A 21,248-nucleotide genomic window follows, 5' to 3' on the forward strand; every position below is an offset into this window, starting at 1 on the left:
CAGCACCCCGGGTCACCACCCCCGGATCCTCCCCCTTGATCACCGCCCCCGTCGCCGGATCTTGCTCCCCAGCCACACCACCGGGTCGTACTTCCGGTCCACGACCCGTTCCTTCATCGGGATGAGGGCGTTGTCCGTGATCCGGATGGACTCCGGGCAGACCTCCGTGCAGCACTTGGTGATGTTGCAGTAGCCGAGGCCGTGTTCGTCCTGGGCGGTGCGGCGGCGGTCCAGGCCCGACTCCTCGGCCGCGTCGAGGGGGTGCATGTCGAGTTCGGCGATCCGCATGAGGAAGCGGGGGCCGGCGAAGGCGGGCTTGTTCTCCTCGTGGTCGCGGACGACGTGGCAGGTGTCCTGGCACAGGAAGCACTCGATGCACTTGCGGAACTCCTGCGAGCGGTCGACGTCCTCCTGTCGCATCCGGTACTCGCCCGGGGCGAGCCCGGCCGGCGGGACGAAGGCCGGGATCTCGCGCGCCTTCGCGTAGTTGAAGGAGACGTCCGTGACCAGGTCGCGGATGACGGGGAAGGCGCGCATCGGGGTCACGGTGACGGTCTCCTCGCGGGTGAAGACCGACATCCGGGTCATGCACATCAGCCGTGGGCGCCCGTTGATCTCGGCCGAACAGGAGCCGCACTTGCCGGCCTTGCAGTTCCAGCGGACGGCGAGGTCCGGGGTCTGGGTGGCCTGGAGGCGGTGCACGATGTCGAGGACCACCTCGCCGTCGTGCACCTCCACGGTGTAGTCGGTCAGCTCGCCGCCGTCGGCGTCGCCCCGCCAGATCCGGAAGCGGGCCTGGTACGTGCTCATGACTCCAGCTCCTCCGCTGACAGGTACTTGGCCAGCTCCTCCCGCTCGAAGAGCGCGAGGAGGTCGGCCCTGATCGGTTCGGTGCCCACCCGTTCCAGGGCGACGCGGGGGCCGTCCACCCGGCACAGCAGGTTCACCGGGCGCCAGGCGCGGTCCATCGTCGGGTGGTCCTCGCGGGTGTGGCCGCCCCTGCTCTCGGTGCGCTCCAGCGCCGCCCGGGCCACGCACTCGCTGACCAGCAGCATGTTCCGCAGGTCCAGGGCCAGGTGCCAGCCCGGGTTGAACTGCCGGTGCCCCTCCACGGCGACCCGGTCCGCCCGCTCGCGGAGCTCCGCGATCCGCTCCAGCGCCTCCGCCATCTCGCCCTCCCGCCGGATGATCCCGACGAGGTCGTTCATCGTCTGCTGGAGCTCCTGGTGGAGGGTGTACGGGTTCTCCGGGGCCGCCGCGCCGCCCTCGAAGGGGGCCAGGGCCTCCGCCCGCGCCGCGGCCACGGCTTCCTCGGGCACGGGATCGGATCCAGGACGGTGGAGATCGGATCCAGGACGGTGGAGATCGGATCCCGTGCCTCGGGCGGTGGATCCGGAATCCTGGATATTGGATCCAGGTTCCCGGGCACCCGATCCCGGGTCCAGCGCGTGCTCCGCCGCGTGCAGCCCCGCCCGGCGCCCGAACACCAGCAGGTCCGACAGCGAGTTGCCACCCAGGCGATTGGATCCGTGCATCCCGCCCGCGACCTCGCCGGCCGCGAACAGGCCCGGAACGCCGACCGTCGCCGCCGAGTCCGAGTCGACGGCCACCCCGCCCATCACGTAGTGACAGGTCGGCCCGACCTCCATCGCCTCGGCCGTGATGTCGACGTCGGCCAGCTCCTTGAACTGGTGGTACATCGAGGGCAGCCGGCGTCGGATCACCTCCGCCGGCATCCGGGTCGACACGTCGAGGAAGACCCCGCCGTGCGGGGAGCCGCGCCCCGCCTTGACCTCGGAGTTGATCGCGCGGGCCACCTCGTCGCGGGGCAGCAGCTCGGGCGGGCGCCGGTTGTGGTCGGGGTCCTCGTACCAGCGGTCGCCCTCCTCCTCCGACTGCGCGTACTTCTCCTTGAAGACCTCGGGGACGTAGTCGAACATGAAGCGCCGGCCCTCGGAGTTCCTGAGCACGCCGCCGTCCCCCCGCACCGACTCGGTGACGAGGATGCCCTTCACCGACGGCGGCCAGACCATCCCGGTCGGATGGAACTGCACGAACTCCATGTTGACCAGCGGCGCCCCCGCGAGCAGGGCGAGCGCGTGCCCGTCGCCCGTGTACTCCCACGAGTTGGACGTCACCTTGAAGGACTTGCCGATCCCGCCGGTCGCGAGGACCACCGACGGCGCCTCCAGGACGAAGAAGCGGCCGGTCTCCCGCTCGTAACAGAAGACACCGCCGACCCGCTCCCCGGACGCCGTCTTCAGGACGCGGGTGACCGTGCACTCCTGGAAGACCTTCAGCCGCGACTCGTACTCCCCGGTCTCACGGAAGTCCTCCTGCTGGAGGGAGACGATCTTCTGCTGGAGGGTGCGGATCAGTTCGAGCCCGGTCCGGTCGCCGACGTGCGCGAGCCGGGGGTACTCGTGGCCGCCGAAGTTGCGCTGGGAGATGCGCCCGTCGGGCGTGCGGTCGAAGAGCGCGCCCCAGGTCTCCAGCTCCCACACCCGCTCGGGCGCCTCCCGCGCGTGGAGCTCGGCCATCCGCCACTGGTTGAGGAACTTCCCGCCGCGCAGGGTGTCGCGGAAGTGCACCTGCCAGCTGTCGTGCGGATGGGCGTTGGCCATGGAGGCGGCGATGCCGCCCTCGGCCATCACCGTGTGGGCCTTGCCGAAGAGGGACTTGCAGATCACGGCGGTACGGGCGCCCCGGCGCCGCGCCTCGATCGCCGCGCGCAGCCCGGCGCCGCCGGCGCCGACCACGACCACGTCCCAGCGCTGTCGTTCCACAGGACTCATCTCAGAAGAACCTCGGGTCGTCGAAGGCACCGGTGGCGAGCAGGTACACGTACAGGTCGCAGACGGCGACGCTGATCAGCGAGGACCAGGCGAGCAGCATGTGGCGCCGGTTCAGCCGGCCCACCCAGGTCCACAGGCGGTAGCGGACCGGGTGTTTCGAGAAGTGCCGCAGCCGCCCGCCCACGACATGCCGGCAGGAGTGGCAGGAGAGCGTGTACGACCAGATGAGCGCGATGTTGACGACGTACAGCACCGTCCCGAGCCCCGCGTGGCCCCAGGCGTAGGAGGAGTCCCGGAAGGTCAGCGCCGTGTCGTAGGTGAGGATGCCGGCGACCGGCAGGGCCAGGTAGAAGAAGTACCGGTGCGCGTTCTGCAGGATCAGCGGGAGCCGGGTCTCGCCGGTGTACGCGCGGTGGGGTTCGGCGACCGCGCAGGCCGGGGGAGACGCCCAGAAACCCCGGTAGTACGCCTTGCGGTAGTAGTAGCAGGTCAGCCGGAAGCCGAGCGGGAAGACCAGGATCAGCAGCGCGGGGGAGAGGCCCCACCAGCTGCCGAAGAGCGCCCAGTTCGGCCCGCCGCGCATGGGGACGCAGTTCTCCGCCAGGCACGGCGAGTAGAACGGCGACACATAGGGGGCGGCGTAGTAGTGGGCGTTCGCGAAGGCCCGCCACGTCGAGTACGCGACGAAGGCGAGCAGTCCCGCGGCGGTGACGGCGGGCGCCAGCCACCAGCGGTCGGTGCGCAGATGGCGGGCGGCGAGGGAGGCGCGCCCCGGGGAGCGCACCCCCGTCGCCGCTCCGGTCCTGGGCGGGGGTCGGGTACCTGTGGCCAACGGGGCCTCCTCGGTTCTACGGCGCGTGGTGGTCGCGCGCTCCCAGGCCCTCGTCGTCGGCGTCCGTCCACAGTCCCCTGTCGTACGGGGCGTCGGGGATGGTCACCAGGCTCTCGGCGCGGCCCTCCGGCGGCTGGGGTGCGGCCCGCTCCGTCCCGACGCGGCGTTCCAGCTCTTCGACCGTGTGCTCCAGGTCCTGCAGGCGACGCTTGACGGCCGCCAGATCGTCCTGAACGGACATGGTTGCCCTCACTTCCGCGAACGCGCGGTCCGTGATCACGCGAGGGGGTTCCCCGCTGGTCGAGCTCCGGTCGGGCGAAGCCGGGACCTGGGGGAGAGTGTCGCGCGTCACATCGCGCTTGTGAAGCAGTGCGTACGGGATTCCACTCGTCCGGAGCGTCCCGATCTGTCGGCGGTTGGGCCGCACGAGTGGGGTTCGCCGTCCGTGCCGCCGTGTCGCCGTGGCCGGATCCGCTCCGTCCTTTTCAGTGTATGAGCAATAGGTGTGATCATCTCCAAATGGCATAAAACTGGACGAAGGGGTACAAGTCATGTCCCAGGTCGGCGCCCCTCGCGGGAGGACATGCTCCAGGAGCCCCCGCTCCCGCACGCTCCGCTCCGTAGCCACCCTCAGCAGTGCCGTGCTCGCCCTCGCCGTGCTCACCGGATGCGGCTCCGGCGACAGCGCCGACGAGACCCCCGCCGCCGCCCAGGACAACGCGCCGGCCGCCCGCGACCAGGTCGCCGACGGAGGGACCCTGCGCTGGGCCGTCGACGCGCTGCCCACCACGCTGAACGCCTTCCAGGCCGACGCCGACGGCGCCACCAACCGCATCGCCGGAGCCGTGCTCCCCTCCCTCTACACCCTGGACGGCCGAGGCCGTCCGCAGATCAACCCGGACTACCTGGAGTCCGCCGCGGTCGTCGAGACCGAGCCCAAGCAGGTCGTCCTCTACAAGCTCAACCAGCAGGCGGTCTGGAGCGACGGGCGCGAGATCGGCGCCCCGGACTTCGTCGCCCAGTGGCGCGCGCTGAGCGGCCGGGACACCGCGTACTGGACCGCGCGCAACGCCGGCTACGAGCGGATCGAGAAGATCGAGCGCGGCAAGAACGACCTGGAGGTACGGGTCACCTTCGGCAAGCCGTACGCCGACTGGCGCTCGCTCTTCACCCCGCTCTACCCGAAGCAGGTGATGGGCTCCCCGAGCGCCTTCAACGACGGCGCGCGCACCGCGCTCAAGGCCACCGCAGGACCGTTCCTGCTGAAGACGGTGGACCGCAAGAGCGGCGACGTCACGCTCACCCGCAACCCGCGCTGGTGGGGCCGGACCACCAAGCTGGACAGCATCGTCCTCAAGGCCGTCCCCCGCGCCGACCGGGCCACCGCGCTCGCCGCGGGCAAGCTGGACCTGGCCGAGATCGACCGCTCCGCCGCCGACCGGATCGCGCTCGCGGTACGGGACGCCCGGGCCGGCCGCAACGGCGGGCAGGCCCTCACCCACGGGCCCGGCGCCGGGATCACCCCCGCCGCGGCCCTGCGCTCCTGGGCCCTCGCGCACGGCTCCGACGAGGAGAAGGCCGCCGAGGTCCAGGCCGCCCGCGAGAAGAACCAGCAGGCCGTCGCCCGGTACGCGACCGAGCAGAACGCGCTGGCCGGGTACGTCGTACGGAAGTCCCTGGAGCCCGCGTACACCCAGCTCTCCCTCAACGGGGAGTCCGGCGCGCTGTCCGACGAGCGGGTCCGCCGGGCGGTGGCCCGCGCGATCAACCGCCAGGAGCTCGCCGAGACCGTGCTGAAGCCGCTCGGCCTCCCGGCCAAGCCCCCGGGCAGCCACCTGGCCCTCGCCGGGCAGGCCGCCTACGCCGACAGCAGCGACGCGCTCGGCGACCAGGACACCAAGGAGGCGCGGGCGCTCCTCGCCGACGCGGGCTGGGTGCCGGGCGGCGCCCTGAAGAAGCCGGCCGGGGCGAAGGCGGGCAGCACCGCCACGAAGACGGAGAAGGAGAAGGAGAAGGCGGCGGGGACGGAGAAGGCGAAGCCGGGGGAGGAGGGCAAGGAAGGGGAGGAGAAGCCCGCCGGGAAGGCCGCCGGGAAGCCCGCCGGAAAGCCCGACACCGCCTCCGACGACGGGCTCTACATCGTCGGCGACGACAAGCCCGGCGCCCGCCCGGCCGCCCCCCTGATCGGCGCGGGCGGCCCCGAGAACGGCACCAACGTCCTCGCCCCCGCCCCCGTCGCCGCCTTCCAGAGCGCGGCCCTGCTCCGGCAGGCCGAGGCGCTGGACACCGGCACCGGCACGGCCACCGGGACCGGGGCCGGCGCCCCGGCCGCCGCGAAGGCGCAGTCGCAGGCGCAGGCGCAGACCGGGTCCGAGGCCAGGTCCGAGGCCAAGGGCGTGGCCGGGGCCTACGCCCCGCGCGGCTCCGCCGCCCCGGCGGTCGTGGACGCGGCGGCGCAGGCGCTGGGCAAGGACGGCAAGCCGCTCAGCCTCCGCTTCGTGCTGCCCTCGGGCCCCGGTTCGGAGTCGCTGCGGGCGGTCGGCGACCGGATCGTCCGGATGCTCGACGCCGTGGGCATCCGCACCGCGGTGACGAAGGTCTCCGACGAGAGCTTCTTCAAGGACCACATCGCCTCCGGCGACTACGACCTGGCCCTCTACTCCTGGCCCGCCAGCGCCTTCCCGGCGACCGACGCCCGGCCGATCTTCGCCAAGCCGGAGCCCGCCTCCGACGGCTCGCTGCTGGTCGAGCAGAACTACGCCCGGGTCGGCACCGACCGGATCGACCAGCTCTTCGACCAGGCGGTGGGCACCCTCGACGAGGACGAGGCCCGTGACCTGGTCCGCCAGGCCGACGCCCGGATCTGGGCCGCGGCCGGTTCCATCCCCCTGTACCAGCGCCCCCAGCTGGTCGCCGCCAAGAGCGACGTGGTGAACGCCGGGGCGTGGGGGATGGCCGCCCCGCGGTACCAGGACATCGGCTACAAGAAGCCCGCGTCCGCACAGGGACCGGAGCGCAACACCCGCAAGTGAGCGCAATACCCTAAAGCCGCCGAAAGTCCAAGTCGCAAGCTCAGAAGCAGCTCAAGTTCCTTGCCCGCCGGTGATCCCGGCGGGCAGGATCGCGTCGGCCCCTTGACCCGGCCGCACGACCTCCTCACCACACCCGTACGTCACCCGTACCGCACTCCCCGCGTATGCCCCCACGCGGTTCCGCAGGCGTCCCCGCGCCGGCGGAACCCCCCAGTAGCACCCCTCGGATCCCGGGTGGGGAAGCCCCTTGCACGGCAGCCCCGTACCATAGGACATAGCCGTGGCGCGTCCGCCCGGCGGGCGTAAGAGGAACTGACGCCGCATCCCACGATCCGAGAGAAGCGCAAGCACCCATGCCCACGCGCCACGACATCCGTAACGTCGCCATCGTCGCCCACGTCGACCATGGCAAGACGACCATCGTCGACGCCATGCTCAAGCAGGCCGGTGCCTTCGCCGCCCACCAGCAGCTCGACGACCGCATGATGGACTCGAACGACCTGGAGCGTGAGAAGGGCATCACGATCCTCGCCAAGAACACGGCGGTGAAGTATCACCCCAAGGACGGCGGGGCCCCGATCACGATCAACATCATCGACACCCCCGGCCACGCCGACTTCGGTGGCGAGGTCGAGCGCGGTCTGTCGATGGTGGACGCGGTCGTCCTCCTCGTGGACGCCTCGGAGGGTCCGCTCCCGCAGACCCGCTTCGTGCTGCGCAAGGCCCTCCAGCAGCGCAAGCCCGTCATCCTCTGCATCAACAAGACGGACCGCCCGGACTCCCGGATCGACGAGGTCGTCAACGAGACCTACGACCTGTTCCTCGACCTGGACGCGGACGAGGACCAGATCGAGTTCCCGATCGTCTACGCCTGCGGCCGTGACGGCATCGCCTCGCTGACCAAGCCGGAGAACGGCACGGTCCCCGCGGACAGCGACAACCTGGAGCCGTTCTTCAGCACCATCCTGGAGCACGTCCCGGCCCCGTCGTACGACGAGGAGGCCCCCCTCCAGGCGCACGTCACCAACCTGGACGCCGACAACTTCCTCGGCCGCATCGCGCTGCTCCGCGTCGAGCAGGGCGAGCTGCGCAAGGGCCAGACGGTCGCGTGGATCAAGCGGGACGGCACGATCTCCAACGTCCGCATCACCGAGCTGATGATGACCGAGGCGCTCACCCGCAAGCCGGCCGAGGTGGCCGGCCCCGGCGACATCTGCGCCGTCGCCGGTATCCCGGACATCATGATCGGCGAGACCCTGGCCGACCCGGAGAACCCGATCGCGCTGCCGCTGATCACGGTCGACCAGCCGGCGATCTCCATGACCATCGGCACCAACACCTCGCCGCTCGTCGGCCGTGGCGGCACGGGCAAGGGCGCCGAGGCCAAGTCCGCGGTCAAGCAGCGCAAGGTCACCGCCCGCCAGGTCAAGGACCGTCTGGACCGCGAGCTGATCGGTAACGTCTCGCTCCGCGTCCTCGACACCGAGCGTCCGGACGCCTGGGAGGTCCAGGGCCGTGGTGAGCTCGCGCTCGCCATCCTGGTCGAGCAGATGCGCCGTGAGGGCTTCGAGCTCACCATCGGCAAGCCCCAGGTCGTCACCAAGGAGGTCGACGGCAAGACCCACGAGCCCGTCGAGCGCCTCACGGTCGACGTGCCCGAGGAGCACATGGGCGCCGTCACGCAGCTCATGGGCGTCCGCAAGGGCCGCATGGACAACATGTCGAACCACGGCTCCGGCTGGGTCCGCATGGAGTTCGTCGTCCCGTCCCGCGGCCTCATCGGCTTCCGTACGGAGTTCCTCACCAACACCCGCGGTACGGGCATCGCCCACTCGATCCACGAGGGCCACGAGCCGTGGTTCGGCACGCTGACCACCCGTAACAACGGCTCGCTGGTCGCCGACCGCGCGGGTGCCGTCACCGCCTTCGCGATGACGAACCTGCAGGAGCGCGGTGTGCTGTTCACCGACCCCGGCACCGAGGTGTACGAGGGCATGATCGTCGGCGAGAACTCCCGCTCCGACGACATGGACGTGAACATCACCAAGGAGAAGAAGCTCACCAACATGCGCTCCGCCTCCGCCGACTCCTTCGAGGCGATCGTCCCGCCGCGCAAGCTGTCCCTGGAGCAGTCCCTGGAGTTCTGCCGCGACGACGAGTGCGTCGAGGTGACCCCGGAGGCCGTGCGCATCCGCAAGGTCATCCTGGACCAGAACGCCCGCGGTCGCGCCTCCTCGCGCGCCAAGAACGGCTGACACACGGCTCCGCGTCGCTCTGACGCGGCTCCCTGTCGAAGGGCCCGGCCCCCCGCCTGAACAGGCGGGGGGCCGGGCCCTTCTTCAACGTTCAGTCAAGTTCATTACGGAACCCAGCTGTCCGGATATCGGTCGTCGCTCTCCGGAACGTGTGTTAACGGTCCGTTTCGTCGGTGTCTGTCTGTGCTCGCTTTGTCCGGATTTCGGTCTTCGGTGGCTTGGCGATGTTGTCAAAACGAGACCACTTAAGTGTGGTTTACGGCCCGGACGTACTTAATAGTTGGCTCCATTGAGCTCGGGTCAATGGGTCACGCACTGTGGGGAGTGCCGACTCACGAGCACACTCGGGGCACTTGAGTGCAACGCCGTCAGGGGTGTCGGCAGAACTCGAAGTGCCCCTCTTGTAGTGACAAGTGGACTCATGAGGAGGAACCCATGCGCGGTGCCAAGAGCGCCAAGTGGGTAGCGGGCGCGATCGTCGTCGCCCTGGCAGCGACCGCCTGTGGCGGGGGTAAGAGCGACGGCGGCAGCAATGACGCCAAGGGCGCTGTTGACCCGAACGGCATCTTCTCCATCGAGCTGGGTGAGCCTGAGAAGCCCCTGCTCACCGGTGACACGATGGAGTCCAACGGCTCCGCGGTCATGGCCGGCCTGTTCTCGACCCTGGTCGACTACAAGGCCGACGGCTCGCTCGAGATGATCAACGCCGAGTCGGTCACCACGACGGACTCGAAGACCTGGACCGTCAAGCTCAAGCCGGGCTGGACCTTCCACGACGGCACCCCGGTGACCTCGAAGTCCTTCGTGGACGCGTGGAACTGGAACGCCAACGTCAAGAACGCCCAGGGCCTCTCGTCCTGGTTCGCGGACATCAAGGGCTACGACAAGGTCCACCCGGAGGCCGAGGGCGCCAAGCCCACGTCCGACAAGCTGGACGGCCTGAAGGTCATCGACGACACGAGCTTCACGATCGAGCTCACGAAGTCGGTTCCGTACTTCGCGCACAAGCTGGCCTACATCGTCTTCGCTCCGCTGCCGGAGTCCTTCTACAAGGACCCGAAGGCCGGCGGCGAGAAGCCGGTCGGCAACGGTCCCTACAAGTTCAAGTCGTGGGACCACAAGAAGCAGATCGAGATCACCCGCTTCGACGGCTACAAGGGCCCGAACAAGGCGAAGAACGGCGGTGTGGTCTTCAAGAACTACACCACCCTCGAGGCCGCGTACGAGGACCTGAAGTCGGGCAACGTCGACGTTCTGCGTCAGCTCGCCCCGAAGGACCTGCCGGTCTACCGCCAGGACCTCGGCGACCGCGCGGTCGACCAGGCGTACTCCGCGATCCAGACGATCGCCGTCGCCTTCTACGCCGACCAGTGGAAGAAGCCGAAGCAGGTCGACCCGCGGGTCATCCAGGGCCTGTCGATGGGCATCGACCGTGCCACCATCACCAAGACGGTGCTGAACGGTACGCGTGAGCCCGCGACCGGCTGGGTCGCCAAGGGCGTGCTCGGCTACCAGCCGAACGCGGTCGAGGTCACGAAGTTCGACCCGACCAAGGCCAAGGAGCTCATCAAGGCCGGCGGCGGCGTCCCGAACAACAAGATCTCCATCCAGTACAACGCGGATGGCGGTCACAAGGAGTGGGTGGAGGCTGTCTGCAACAGCATCACCCAGTCCACCGGCGTCCAGTGCGTCGGCGACGGCAAGCCGGACTTCCAGGCCGACCTGACCGCTCGTAAGACGAAGCAGGTCAAGTCCCTGTACCGCTCCGGCTGGGTGCTCGACTACCCGGTGAACGCCAACTTCATCTCGGACCTGTTCCGTACGGGTGCGGGCGGCAACCAGGGCGACTTCTCCAACAAGGAGCTGGACGCCAAGATCGCGAAGGCTGACTCGGCGAAGACGCTGGACGAGTCGGTCAAGGCATACCAGGCCATCGAGAAGGACCTGGTCAACTACATGCCGTCGATCCCGCTCTGGTACTACAAGGTCAACGCGGGCTACTCCGAGAAGGTGACCGGCGTGGCGTACGGACAGGACGGCGACCCGATCCTGACCGGCGTCGAGGTCAAGAAGTAATCACCCAAGCGTAGTCCGCTCGCCGTAGCGCGGGGCTGACGGATCGTCAGCCCCGCCTCGGTGCCTTACGCAGTGGCTGGGGGGCCCTTCCACGACATCAGCGTGCCCGGATCTGGGCAGGCTGTCGGGGAGGGCCCGTCGGCTGCGGCCGTCACATCTCAACGGAGGCATGATGGGGCGCTATGTCGCACGACGACTGCTCCAGATGATCCCGGTTTTCCTCGGGACAACCCTGCTGATCTTCCTCATGGTGCACAGCCTGCCCGGTGACCCCGTGCTCGCGATGTTCGGTGACAAGGGGGCAGATCCTGCGACCCTGGCCGCGAAGCGCCATGAACTGGGTCTCGACCGCTCCCTCCCGGAGCAGTACCTCGTCTATATGCGGGACATGATCCTGCATCTGGACTTCGGCACCCAGATCCGCAACGGCCGGCCGGTCACCGAGGTGCTGGGTGAGGCGTTCCCCGTCACGCTCCAGCTGGCCTTCCTGGCCTTCACGTTCGAGCTGATCTTCGGTATCGGCCTCGGCATCATCGCCGGTCTGCGCGCCGGCCGACTGGCCGACAACGCCATCCTGATCTTCACGCTGCTGATCATCTCGATCCCGGTCTTCGTGCTCGGCTTCCTCATCAAGATGCAGTTCGCGTTCAACCTGGGCTGGATCGCGCCGAACGTGTCGACCGAGGTGAACTGGGACGAACTGATCGCCCCGGCGATCGTGCTCGGTGGACTCTCGCTCGCCTATGTGGCGCGACTGACCCGGACGACCATGGCGGAGAACCTGCGCGCCGACTACATGCGCACGGCCATCGCCAAGGGTCTCCCCAAGCGCCGCATCATCGGTGTCCACCTGATGCGCAACTCGATGATCCCGGTCATCACCTTCCTCGGCACCGACATCGGCGCCCTCATGGGCGGTGCGGTCGTCACCGAGAAGATCTTCAACATCAAGGGCATCGGTGGTCTGATCGCCGAGTCGATCTCCCGTCGCGAGGGCACCACGCTGGTCGGCCTCGTCACGATCCTGGTGATCGTCTACCTCCTCACCAGCCTTCTCATCGACCTGCTGTACGCGGTCCTGGACCCGAGGATCCGGTATGCCTGACGTGACCAAGACCGCGGCCGCCGTCGAGGACGCCGTCGCCACCCCCTCGGCCGACGCGTCCGTGCCGGCCGCGAAGCCGGAGAAGACCCGCAGCCTCTGGGGCGACGCGTGGTCGGACCTGCGCCGCAACCCGTACTTCATCATCTCGGCAGTGATGATCTTCATCCTGCTGCTGATCGCCGCCGTCCCCGGACTCTTCACCAGCGCCTCGCCCACCGACGGCGACCTCGTGAAGCACTTCCTGGGCAAGCCCGAGCTGAGCCACATAGGTTCGGCCGAGTGGCTCGGTTACGACGGCCAGGGCCGCTCGGTGTACGCGCGTCTGATCCACGGCACCCGTGCCTCGATCATCGTGGGCGTCTGCGTCACCCTGATCGTCACCATCTTCGGTGGCCTCGTGGGCATGCTCGCCGGCTACTTCGGCGGCGTGATCGACGCGCTCCTCTCCCGGATCACCGACATCTTCTTCGGCATCCCGTTCCTGCTCGGCGCCATGGTCGTGCTCCAGTCCTTCACCGAGCGCACCGTCTGGGTCGTCGTCGGAGCGCTGGCCTTCCTGGGCTGGACGCAGATGGCCCGCGTGATGCGCGGCGCCGTGATCACGGTCAAGCAGGCCGACTACGTCCACGCCGCCACGGCGCTCGGCGCCGGCACCACGCGGATCCTGTTCCGGCACATCCTGCCGAACGCCATGGCCCCGCTGATCGTCGTCGCGACCATCTCGCTCGGCGGCTACATCTCGGCCGAGGCGACCCTGTCCTACCTTGGTCTCGGCCTCGCCTCCCCGACCGTCTCCTGGGGCGTCGACATCTCCACCGCCGTCGACCAGATCCGAGTGTCCCCGCACATCCTGCTGTGGCCCTCGATCATGCTGAGCATCACCGTGCTGGCATTCATCATGCTCGGCGAAGCGGTCCGCAACGCCCTCGACCCGAAGATGCGCTGAGGAGGGCGTACGTGACCATCATCGACAACACCTCGACGGTCCCCGCGCCGCGTGACGGCGGCCAGACCGGTCCGCTGCTCGAAGTCCGTGACCTGCACGTGGAGTTCCACACCCGTGACGGTGTCGCCAAGGCGGTGAACGGCGTCAACTACTCGGTCGACGCCGGTGAGACGCTCGCCGTGCTCGGCGAGTCCGGCTCCGGCAAGTCCGTCACCGCCCAGGCCATCATGGGCATCCTGGACATGCCGCCCGGCAAGATCCCGCGCGGCGAGATCCTCTTCCGCGGCCAGGACATGCTCAAGATGTCCAACGAGGAGCGCCGCAAGGTCCGCGGCCGGAAGATCGCCATGATCTTCCAGGACGCGCTGTCCTCCCTCAACCCGGTCCTCTCCGTCGGCTACCAGCTCGGCGAGATGTTCCGCGTGCACCACGGCCTGTCCAAGAAGGACGCCAAGGCCAAGGCCATCGAGCTGATGGACAAGGTCAAGATCCCCGCCGCCAAGGCGCGGGTCTCCGACTACCCCCACCAGTTCTCCGGCGGTATGCGCCAGCGCATCATGATCGCCATGGCGCTCGCCCTGGAGCCGGACCTGATCATCGCGGACGAGCCCACCACGGCGCTCGACGTGACGGTCCAGGCCCAGGTCATGGACCTCCTCGCGGAGCTCCAGCGCGAGTACAACATGGGCCTGATCCTGATCACCCACGACCTCGGCGTCGTCGCCGACGTCGCGGACAAGATCGCGGTCATGTACGCCGGCCGGATCGTCGAGCAGGCGCCCGTGCACGAGCTGTACAAGCGCCCGGCGCACCCGTACACCCGCGGCCTGCTGGACTCGATCCCGCGCCTGGACCAGAAGGGCCAGGAGCTCTACGCGATCAAGGGCCTGCCGCCCAACCTGCTCCACGTGCCCACGGGCTGCGCCTTCAACCCGCGCTGCCCGAAGGCCGAGGACATCTGCCGTACGGAGATCCCGGCCCTGGCGCCGGTCACCGAGCAGGACGGCGCCGATCTGCCGGGCCGCAAGAGCGCCTGCCACTTCTGGAAGGAGACGATCCATGGCTGAGCTCAGCAAGAACGACGAGGCCGTGGCCGCGGCGTTCGACGCTCCCGTCGGGCGCGGTGAGCCGATCCTCCAGGTGCGCAACCTGAAGAAGCACTTCCCGCTGACGCAGGGCGTCCTGTTCAAGAAGCAGGTCGGTGCGGTCAAGGCCGTGGACGGGGTCTCCTTCGACCTCTACCAGGGCGAGACGCTGGGCATCGTCGGCGAGTCCGGCTGTGGCAAGTCCACGGTCGCCAAGCTGCTGATGAACCTGGAGCGGGCCACCGCCGGCGAGGTCTTCTACAAGGGCCAGGACATCACCAAGCTGTCCGGGCGCGGTCTGAAGGCCGTCCGCCGCAACATCCAGATGGTGTTCCAGGACCCGTACACCTCGCTGAACCCGCGCATGACGGTCGGCGACATCATCGGGGAGCCCTTCGACATCCACCCCGAGGTGGCCCCGAAGGGCGACCGGCGCCGCAAGGTCCAGGAGCTCCTGGACGTCGTCGGTCTGAACCCGGAGTACATCAACCGGTACCCGCACCAGTTCTCCGGCGGTCAGCGCCAGCGCATCGGCATCGCCCGCGGCCTCGCGCTCAACCCGGAGATCATCATCTGCGACGAGCCGGTCTCGGCCCTGGACGTCTCCGTCCAGGCGCAGGTCATCAACCTGATGGGGAAGCTCCAGGACGAGTTCAACCTGTCCTACATCTTCATCGCGCACGACCTGTCGATCGTCCGGCACATCTCGGACCGCGTCGGCGTCATGTACCTCGGCAAGATGGCCGAGATCGGTACGGACGAGCAGATCTACGAGCACCCGACGCACCCGTACACGCAGGCGCTGCTCTCCGCGGTGCCGGTGCCGGACCCGGAGGCCCGCGCGCACCGCGAGCGGATCATCCTCACCGGTGACGTGCCCTCGCCGGCCAACCCGCCGTCGGGCTGCAGCTTCCGCACCCGCTGCTGGAAGGCGCAGGAGAAGTGCAGCACCGAGGTCCCGCTCCTCGCGGTTCCGGAGCGCTTCGCCGGCCTGGACACCCCGGCCGCGCACGAGTCCGCGTGCCACTTCGCCGAGGAGAAGGCGGTTCTCCCCGTCTGATCCACCGGGCATCGAAAGGCCCCCGGCACCCGCAAGGGTGCCGGGGGCCTTTCGCGTCACCGGGGCCGGCGCGTCCCGGGCGTGTCTCCGGACGGGCCCGTTCATCCGGACGCCGTAAAAGTGCACTTCCGTCAATATCGGGTGATATTGGGGCCTAAGTCAGACTGAGGACATTCGGGAGGCACTCCATGCGCGGAGCCACGCACGCCAAGTGGGCCGCTCTGGCCACCGCCGTCGCCCTCGCGGCGACCGCCTGCGGCGGGGGCGGCGACAGCGGCGGCGGAGGGGCCAACGGCACCGTGAGCTCTTCCTGGGGCGACCCGCAGAACCCACTGGAGCCGGCGAACACCAACGAGGTGCAGGGCGGCAAGGTCCTCTCCATGATCTTCCGGGGGCTGAAGCAGTACGACCCGAAGACCGGCGCGGCCAACAACATGCTCGCCGACAAGATCGAGACCACGGACTCGGTCAACTTCACCATCACGCTCAAGGACGGCTGGACCTTCTCCAACGGCGAGAAGATCACCGCCAAGTCCTTCGTCGACGCCTGGAACTACGGCGCCCACCTGAAGAACAACCAGAAGAACGCCTACTTCTTCGGCTACATCGAGGGCTACAGCCAGGTCCACCCCGACAAGGGCGAGCCGACCGCCGCCACCCTGTCCGGGCTGAAGGTCGTCGACGACAGCACCTTCACGGTCAAGCTGTCGCAGAAGTTCTCGACCTTCCCCGACACCCTCGGCTACGTGGCCTTCGCCCCGCTGCCCCAGGCCTTCTACGACGACCACGCCGGCTGGCTCTCCAAGCCGGTCGGCAACGGCCCGTACACCGTGGACTCCTACGCCAAGGGCTCCCAGATGCAGCTCAAGAAGTGGGACTCCTACCCCGGTGCGGACAAGGCCCAGAACGGCGGCATCACCCTCAAGGTCTACACGGACAACAACACCGCCTACACCGACCTGACGGCCGGCAACCTCGACCTCGTCGACGACGTGCCCGCCTCACAGCTGAAGAACGTCTCCGCCGACCTCGGCGACCGGTACATCAACACCCCGGCCGGCATCATCCAGACGCTCGCCTTCCCCTTCTACGACCCGGCGTGGAACAAGCCCGGCCAGGAGAAGCTGCGCACCGGCCTGTCGATGGCGATCGACCGCAAGCAGATCACCCAGACCATCTTCCAGAACACCCGCACGCCCGCCCAGGACTGGACCTCGCCGGTGCTCGGCGAGAAGGGCGGCTTCAAGGACATCTGTGCCTCGTCCTGCGTCTACAACCCCACCGAGGCGAAGAAGCTGGTGGCCGAGGGCGGCGGCATCCCCGGCGGCACGATGAAGATCTCGTACAACGCCGACACCGGCTCCCACAAGGAGTGGGTGGACGCCGTCTGCAACTCCATCAACCGGGCCCTCGGCAACAACAAGGCGTGCGTCGGCAACCCGATCGGCACCTTCGCCGACTACCGCAACCAGGTCACCCAGTCGAAGCTGAACGGGCCGTTCCGGGCCGGCTGGCAGATGGACTACCCGCTCATCCAGAACTTCCTCCAGCCGCTGTACTACACCGGCGCGTCCTCCAACGACGGCAAGTACACCAACCCCCAGTTCGACAAGCTGGTCGACCAGGCCAACGCCGAGACCGACACCGCCAAGGCCGTCGGGCTCTTCCAGCAGGCCGAGACCGTCCTCAAGAACGACATGGGCGCCATCCCGCTCTGGTACCAGAACGGCAGCGCCGGCTACTCGGACCGGGTCGAGAACGTGATGCTCAACCCGTTCAGCGTCCCGGTCTACGACCAGATCAAGGTCAAGTGACGTCGTAGCAGGTCGGCGGCGTACGGCCCGGCCCGCGGAACTCCGCGCCGGGCCGTCCGCGCTCCTCCCGCCCGCCCTCCCGCCTTCCTCCCCCCTCCCCGGAGGCTTCCATGGGTCGATACGTGATCCGGCGGCTGCTGCAGATGATCCCGGTCTTCTTCGGCGCCACGCTGTTGATCTTCCTGATGGTGAACGTGATGGGCGACCCCATCGCCGGACTGTGCGGCGACCGGGCGTGCGACCCCGCGACCGCCGCCCAGCTGCAGAAGGAGTTCGGCCTCGACAAGCCGGTCTGGCAGCAATACCTGATCTACATGGGCAACGTCTTCACCGGTGACTTCGGCACCGCCTTCAACGGACAGCCCGTCACCGAACTGATGGCCAGCGCCTTCCCGGTCACCATCCGGCTGACCATCGTCGCGATCTTCTTCGAGATCGTCATCGGCATCAGCCTGGGCGTCCTCACCGGCCTCAAGCGCGGCCGCCCCGTCGACACCACCGTGCTGCTGCTGACGCTGGTCGTGCTCTCCGTCCCCACCTTCGTCACCGGTCTGCTGGTCCAGCTGCTGCTCGGCGTGAAGTGGGGCTGGATCAAACCGGCCGTGTCGCCCGAGGCGCCCTTCAACGAGCTGATCGTCCCCGGCCTGGTCCTCGCCTCCGTCTCGCTCGCGTACGTCACCCGGCTCACCCGGACCTCGATCGCCGAGAACAAGCGCGCCGACTACGTCCGCACCGCCGTCGCCAAGGGCCTCCCGCGCCGCCGGGTCATCACCCGCCACCTGCTCCGCAACAGCCTGATCCCCGTGGTGACCTTCATCGGCGCCGACGTCGGCGCGCTGATGGGCGGCGCCATCGTCACCGAACGGATCTTCAACATCCACGGCGTCGGCTACCAGCTCTACCAGGGCATCGTCCGCCAGAACACCCAGACCGTCGTCGGCTTCGTGACCATCCTCGTCCTGGTGTTCCTGCTGGCCAACCTCCTGGTCGACCTCCTGTACGCCGTCCTTGACCCGAGGATTCGCTATGCCTGAGCCGCTTGAACCGCTTGAGCCGCTTGAGTCGTACGGCGCCGAGGGGCGGGCCATCGCCTCCACCGGAGCCGGCGGCGCCTCCGACCTCGCCACGGCCGAGGCCGAGACCCTGGAGCCGCGCCCGACGGCCGCCCCCGGAGGCCCCGAGGGCACCGGCCCCGACACCAAGGCGCGCTCCCTGTGGTCCGACGCCTGGCACGACCTGCGCCGCAACCCGGTCTTCATCGTCTCCGCGCTGGTCATCCTCTTCCTGGTGGTCATCTCCATCTGGCCCTCGCTGATCGCCTCCGGCGACCCCCTCGACTGCGACCTGTCCAAGGCGCAGGAGGGCTCCCAGCCCGGCCACCCCTTCGGCTTCAACGGGCAGGGCTGCGACGTCTACACCCGGACCGTCTACGGCGCCCGCACCTCGGTCACCGTCGGCGTGCTCGCCACCCTCGGCGTGGCGATCCTCGGCAGCGTCCTCGGCGGCCTCGCCGGCTTCTTCGGCGGAGCCTGGGACGGCGTGCTGTCCCGCATCACGGACGTCTTCTTCGCCATCCCCGTCGTCCTCGGCGGCCTGGTGCTGCTGTCCGTGGTGACCAGCGCCACCGTCTGGCCCGTCATCGGCTTCATGGTGCTGCTCGGCTGGCCGCAGCTCTCCCGCATCGCCCGCGGCTCCGTCATCACCGCCAAACAGAACGACTACGTCCAGGCCGCGCGCGCCCTCGGCGCGTCCAACTCCCGGATGCTGCTGCGCCACATCGCGCCCAACGCGGTCGCCCCCGTGATCGTCGTCGCGACCATCGCGCTCGGCACCTACATCGCCCTGGAGGCGACCCTGTCGTACCTCGGCGTCGGGCTGAAGCCGCCGACGGTGTCCTGGGGCATCGACATCTCCTCGGCCTCGCAGTACATCCGCAACGCCCCGCACATGCTGCTCTGGCCGGCCGGCGCGCTCGCCGTCACGGTGCTCGCCTTCATCATGCTCGGCGACGCGGTGCGCGACGCCCTCGACCCCAAGCTGAGGTAGGGCAACCATGCTGCTCGAAGTGCGCGACCTGCACGTGGAGTTCCACACCCGCGACGGGGTGGCCAAGGCGGTCAACGGCGTCGACTACTCGGTCGACGCGGGGGAGACCCTCGCCGTGCTCGGCGAGTCCGGCTCCGGCAAGTCCGTCACCGCCCAGGCCGTCATGGGCATTCTCGACATGCCCCCGGGGAAGATCACCGGCGGCGAGATCCTCTTCCAGGGGCAGGACCTGCTCAAGCTGAAGGAGGAGGAACGCAGGAAGATCCGCGGCGCCAAGATGGCGATGGTCTTCCAGGACGCGCTCTCCTCCCTCAACCCGGTGGTCAGCGTGGGCGAACAGCTCGGCGAGATGTTCCAGGTGCACCGCGGGATGTCGAAGAAGGACTCCCGGGCCAAGGCCGTCGAGCTGATGGACCGGGTCCGCATCCCCGCCGCCAAGGAACGCGTCGGCCAGTACCCGCACCAGTTCTCCGGCGGCATGCGGCAGCGCATCATGATCGCGATGGCGCTCGCCCTCGAACCCGAGCTGATCATCGCCGACGAGCCGACCACCGCCCTCGACGTCACCGTCCAGGCCCAGGTCATGGACCTGCTCGCCGAGCTCCAGCGCGAGCTCAACATGGGGCTCATCCTGATCACCCACGACCTCGGCGTGGTCGCCGACGTCGCCGACAAGATCGCCGTCATGTACGCGGGACGGATCGTCGAACAGGCGCCGGTCCACGAGATCTACAAGGCCCCCGCCCACCCCTACACGCGCGGCCTGCTCGACTCGATCCCGCGCCTGGACCAGAAGGGCCAGGAGCTCTACGCGATCAAGGGCCTGCCGCCCAACCTGCTCGCCATCCCCTCGGGCTGCGCCTTCAACCCGCGCTGCCCGCTCGCCCAGGACGTGTGCCGCACCGACGTGCCGCCGCTGTACGACGTCACCGAATCGCCCGTACCGCGGTCGAGCGCCTGCCACTTCTGGAAGGAGTGCCTCCATGGCTGAGGCGATTCTCCAGGTCCGCGACCTGGTCAAGCACTATCCGCTGACCCGGGGCGTGCTCTTCAAAAAGCAGGTCGGCGCGGTCAAGGCGGTGGACGGCGTCGACTTCGACCTCGCCGCGGGCGAGACCCTCGGCATCGTCGGCGAGTCCGGCTGCGGCAAGTCGACCGTGGCGAAGATGCTGGTCAACCTGGAGCGGCCGACCGCGGGCTCCATCGCGTACAAGGGCGAGGACCTCACCCGGATGTCCCCGCGCGCCCTCAAGGCGGTGCGCCGCAACATCCAGATGGTGTTCCAGGACCCGTACACCTCGCTGAACCCGCGCATGACGGTCGGCGACATCATCGGCGAGCCGTACGAGATCCACCCGGAGGTCGCGCCCAAGGGCGACCGGCGCCGCAAGGTGCAGGACCTGCTCGACGTCGTCGGCCTCAACCCGGAGTACATCAACCGCTATCCGCACCAGTTCTCCGGCGGCCAGCGCCAGCGCATCGGCATCGCCCGCGGCCTCGCCCTCCAGCCCGAGATCATCGTGGCCGACGAGCCCGTCTCGGCCCTCGACGTCTCCGTCCAGGCCCAGGTGGTCAACCTCCTGGAGCGGCTCCAGAACGAGTTCAGCCTGTCGTACGTCTTCATCGCGCACGACCTGTCGATCGTCCGGCACATCTCCGACCGGGTCGGCGTCATGTACCTCGGCCGGATCGTGGAGATCGGATCCGACGCGCAGATCTACGACCACCCCACCCACCCGTACACCCAGGCGCTGCTCTCCGCGGTGCCGGTGCCCGACCCCGAGGCCCGCACGCACCGCGAGCGGATCATCCTCACCGGCGACGTGCCCTCACCGGCGAACATCCCCTCCGGCTGCCGCTTCCGCACCCGCTGCTGGAAGGCGCAGGAGCGCTGCGCCCTGGAGGTCCCGCTGCTCGCCGTCCCGGCGGTCTTCCGGCTGACCGACACCCCGGCCAAGCACGACTCCGCCTGCCACTTCGCGGAGGAGAAGCAGGTCGTGCCACCGGAGAACGGCACCGCGGCCACCCCGGCCGCCCCGGAGCCCCCTGCCGGCCCGGCCGCTCCGGAGCCCCCCGCCGCCCCCGATACGCCCGGCACCCCCGACCCGCCTCCGCGGGCTTAACGTCCGGGCAACCTCACGGAATCGGATCCGATATACGGACGCGGGACGCTCGACAGCGTACGGCCGTGCGGGTGCCGTG

The 21,248-nt window shown here is 69.0% G+C and carries 16 protein-coding genes; 12 read left to right on the forward strand and 4 right to left on the reverse strand.

Translation table 11 applies throughout. The features are described from left to right. Positions 1-39: 39 nt before the first annotated feature. From AB0Q96_RS27225 to AB0Q96_RS27240, 4 genes are read right to left on the reverse strand one after another with little or no spacing between them, the layout of a single operon-like run. On the reverse strand, positions 40-810 hold the full coding sequence (locus tag AB0Q96_RS27225) for a succinate dehydrogenase/fumarate reductase iron-sulfur subunit (RefSeq protein ID WP_365329904.1): 771 nt from the start codon (positions 808-810) through the stop codon (positions 40-42). After that, a complete protein-coding gene (locus AB0Q96_RS27230) occupies positions 807-2,795 on the reverse strand; it encodes a fumarate reductase/succinate dehydrogenase flavoprotein subunit (protein ID WP_365329906.1) in 1,989 nt (662 codons plus the stop codon). The genes AB0Q96_RS27225 and AB0Q96_RS27230 overlap by 4 nt, the downstream gene beginning before the upstream one ends. Before the next feature lies 1 nt (position 2,796). After that, positions 2,797-3,627, reverse strand: coding sequence for a hypothetical protein (locus AB0Q96_RS27235; RefSeq protein ID WP_365329908.1), 831 nt, complete (start codon positions 3,625-3,627; stop codon positions 2,797-2,799). A gap of 16 nt (positions 3,628-3,643) precedes the next feature. Then, a complete protein-coding gene (locus AB0Q96_RS27240; RefSeq protein WP_365329910.1) occupies positions 3,644-3,868 on the reverse strand; it encodes a hypothetical protein in 225 nt (74 codons plus the stop codon). A gap of 310 nt (positions 3,869-4,178) precedes the next feature. Here AB0Q96_RS27240 and AB0Q96_RS27245 point away from each other — a divergent pair, with 310 nt between their 5' ends. The 12 genes from AB0Q96_RS27245 (at position 4,179) to AB0Q96_RS27300 (ending at position 21,169) form a co-directional block, all read left to right on the forward strand. Then, positions 4,179-6,659 carry an ABC transporter family substrate-binding protein gene (locus AB0Q96_RS27245; RefSeq protein ID WP_365329912.1) on the forward strand — a complete coding sequence of 827 codons (2,481 nt, stop codon included), beginning with the start codon at positions 4,179-4,181 and terminating at the stop codon, positions 6,657-6,659. Between the two features lie 353 nt (positions 6,660-7,012). Beyond that, positions 7,013-8,914: a translational GTPase TypA gene (gene typA, locus AB0Q96_RS27250; protein WP_365329914.1), complete on the forward strand. Its 1,902-nt coding sequence runs from the start codon at positions 7,013-7,015 to the stop codon at positions 8,912-8,914. A 435-nt stretch (positions 8,915-9,349) separates the two neighbouring features. After that, positions 9,350-10,990 carry an ABC transporter substrate-binding protein gene (locus AB0Q96_RS27255; protein ID WP_365329916.1) on the forward strand — a complete coding sequence of 547 codons (1,641 nt, stop codon included), beginning with the start codon at positions 9,350-9,352 and terminating at the stop codon, positions 10,988-10,990. Positions 10,991-11,162: 172 nt separating this feature from the next. Next, on the forward strand, positions 11,163-12,095 hold the full coding sequence (locus AB0Q96_RS27260) for an ABC transporter permease (protein ID WP_365330219.1): 933 nt from the start codon (positions 11,163-11,165) through the stop codon (positions 12,093-12,095). After that, positions 12,088-13,041 (forward strand): ABC transporter permease, encoded by a 954-nt coding sequence (locus AB0Q96_RS27265; protein ID WP_365329918.1) that lies wholly within the window; start codon positions 12,088-12,090, stop codon positions 13,039-13,041. The genes AB0Q96_RS27260 and AB0Q96_RS27265 overlap by 8 nt, the downstream gene beginning before the upstream one ends. Positions 13,042-13,052: 11 nt before the next feature. Beyond that, positions 13,053-14,108, forward strand: coding sequence for an ABC transporter ATP-binding protein (locus AB0Q96_RS27270; RefSeq protein WP_365329920.1), 1,056 nt, complete (start codon positions 13,053-13,055; stop codon positions 14,106-14,108). Then, positions 14,101-15,186, forward strand: a complete 1,086-nt coding sequence (locus AB0Q96_RS27275) for a dipeptide ABC transporter ATP-binding protein (RefSeq protein WP_365329922.1) — start codon at positions 14,101-14,103, stop codon at positions 15,184-15,186. The genes AB0Q96_RS27270 and AB0Q96_RS27275 overlap by 8 nt, the downstream gene beginning before the upstream one ends. A gap of 188 nt (positions 15,187-15,374) precedes the next feature. Next, a complete protein-coding gene (locus AB0Q96_RS27280; RefSeq protein WP_365329924.1) occupies positions 15,375-17,000 on the forward strand; it encodes an ABC transporter substrate-binding protein in 1,626 nt (541 codons plus the stop codon). Positions 17,001-17,110: 110 nt separating this feature from the next. Next, a complete protein-coding gene (locus AB0Q96_RS27285) occupies positions 17,111-18,034 on the forward strand; it encodes an ABC transporter permease (protein WP_365329926.1) in 924 nt (307 codons plus the stop codon). Beyond that, the gene (locus AB0Q96_RS27290; RefSeq protein WP_365329928.1) at positions 18,027-19,046 is read left to right on the forward strand and encodes an ABC transporter permease; all 1,020 of its coding nucleotides are present in this window, start codon (positions 18,027-18,029) and stop codon (positions 19,044-19,046) included. The genes AB0Q96_RS27285 and AB0Q96_RS27290 overlap by 8 nt, the downstream gene beginning before the upstream one ends. A 7-nt stretch (positions 19,047-19,053) precedes the next feature. Then, positions 19,054-20,037 carry an ABC transporter ATP-binding protein gene (locus AB0Q96_RS27295; protein WP_365329930.1) on the forward strand — a complete coding sequence of 328 codons (984 nt, stop codon included), beginning with the start codon at positions 19,054-19,056 and terminating at the stop codon, positions 20,035-20,037. After that, positions 20,030-21,169, forward strand: coding sequence for a dipeptide ABC transporter ATP-binding protein (locus tag AB0Q96_RS27300; protein ID WP_365329932.1), 1,140 nt, complete (start codon positions 20,030-20,032; stop codon positions 21,167-21,169). Before AB0Q96_RS27295 ends, AB0Q96_RS27300 begins: the two co-directional genes overlap by 8 nt. Positions 21,170-21,248 lie beyond the last annotated feature (79 nt).

Origin of the sequence: Streptomyces sp. NPDC093111, assembly GCF_040683955.1 — a bacterium.
GTDB lineage: Bacteria > Actinomycetota > Actinomycetes > Streptomycetales > Streptomycetaceae > Streptomyces.

Bases quoted from the DNA above. Each gene is read 5' to 3' on its own strand.
- AB0Q96_RS27245 (WP_365329912.1), top strand. From the start codon at position 4,179: ATGTCCCAGGTCGGCGCCCCTCGCGGGAGGACATGCTCCAGGAGCCCC.
- AB0Q96_RS27230 (WP_365329906.1), bottom strand. From the start codon at position 2,795: ATGAGTCCTGTGGAACGACAGCGCTGGGACGTGGTCGTGGTCGGCGCC.
- AB0Q96_RS27275 (WP_365329922.1), top strand. From the start codon at position 14,101: ATGGCTGAGCTCAGCAAGAACGACGAGGCCGTGGCCGCGGCGTTCGAC.
- typA (WP_365329914.1), top strand. From the start codon at position 7,013: ATGCCCACGCGCCACGACATCCGTAACGTCGCCATCGTCGCCCACGTC.
- AB0Q96_RS27265 (WP_365329918.1), top strand. From the start codon at position 12,088: ATGCCTGACGTGACCAAGACCGCGGCCGCCGTCGAGGACGCCGTCGCC.
- AB0Q96_RS27280 (WP_365329924.1), top strand. From the start codon at position 15,375: ATGCGCGGAGCCACGCACGCCAAGTGGGCCGCTCTGGCCACCGCCGTC.
- AB0Q96_RS27290 (WP_365329928.1), top strand. From the start codon at position 18,027: ATGCCTGAGCCGCTTGAACCGCTTGAGCCGCTTGAGTCGTACGGCGCC.
- AB0Q96_RS27260 (WP_365330219.1), top strand. From the start codon at position 11,163: ATGGGGCGCTATGTCGCACGACGACTGCTCCAGATGATCCCGGTTTTC.
- AB0Q96_RS27240 (WP_365329910.1), bottom strand. From the start codon at position 3,868: ATGTCCGTTCAGGACGATCTGGCGGCCGTCAAGCGTCGCCTGCAGGAC.
- AB0Q96_RS27285 (WP_365329926.1), top strand. From the start codon at position 17,111: ATGGGTCGATACGTGATCCGGCGGCTGCTGCAGATGATCCCGGTCTTC.
- AB0Q96_RS27255 (WP_365329916.1), top strand. From the start codon at position 9,350: ATGCGCGGTGCCAAGAGCGCCAAGTGGGTAGCGGGCGCGATCGTCGTC.
- AB0Q96_RS27225 (WP_365329904.1), bottom strand. From the start codon at position 810: ATGAGCACGTACCAGGCCCGCTTCCGGATCTGGCGGGGCGACGCCGAC.
- AB0Q96_RS27295 (WP_365329930.1), top strand. From the start codon at position 19,054: ATGCTGCTCGAAGTGCGCGACCTGCACGTGGAGTTCCACACCCGCGAC.
- AB0Q96_RS27300 (WP_365329932.1), top strand. From the start codon at position 20,030: ATGGCTGAGGCGATTCTCCAGGTCCGCGACCTGGTCAAGCACTATCCG.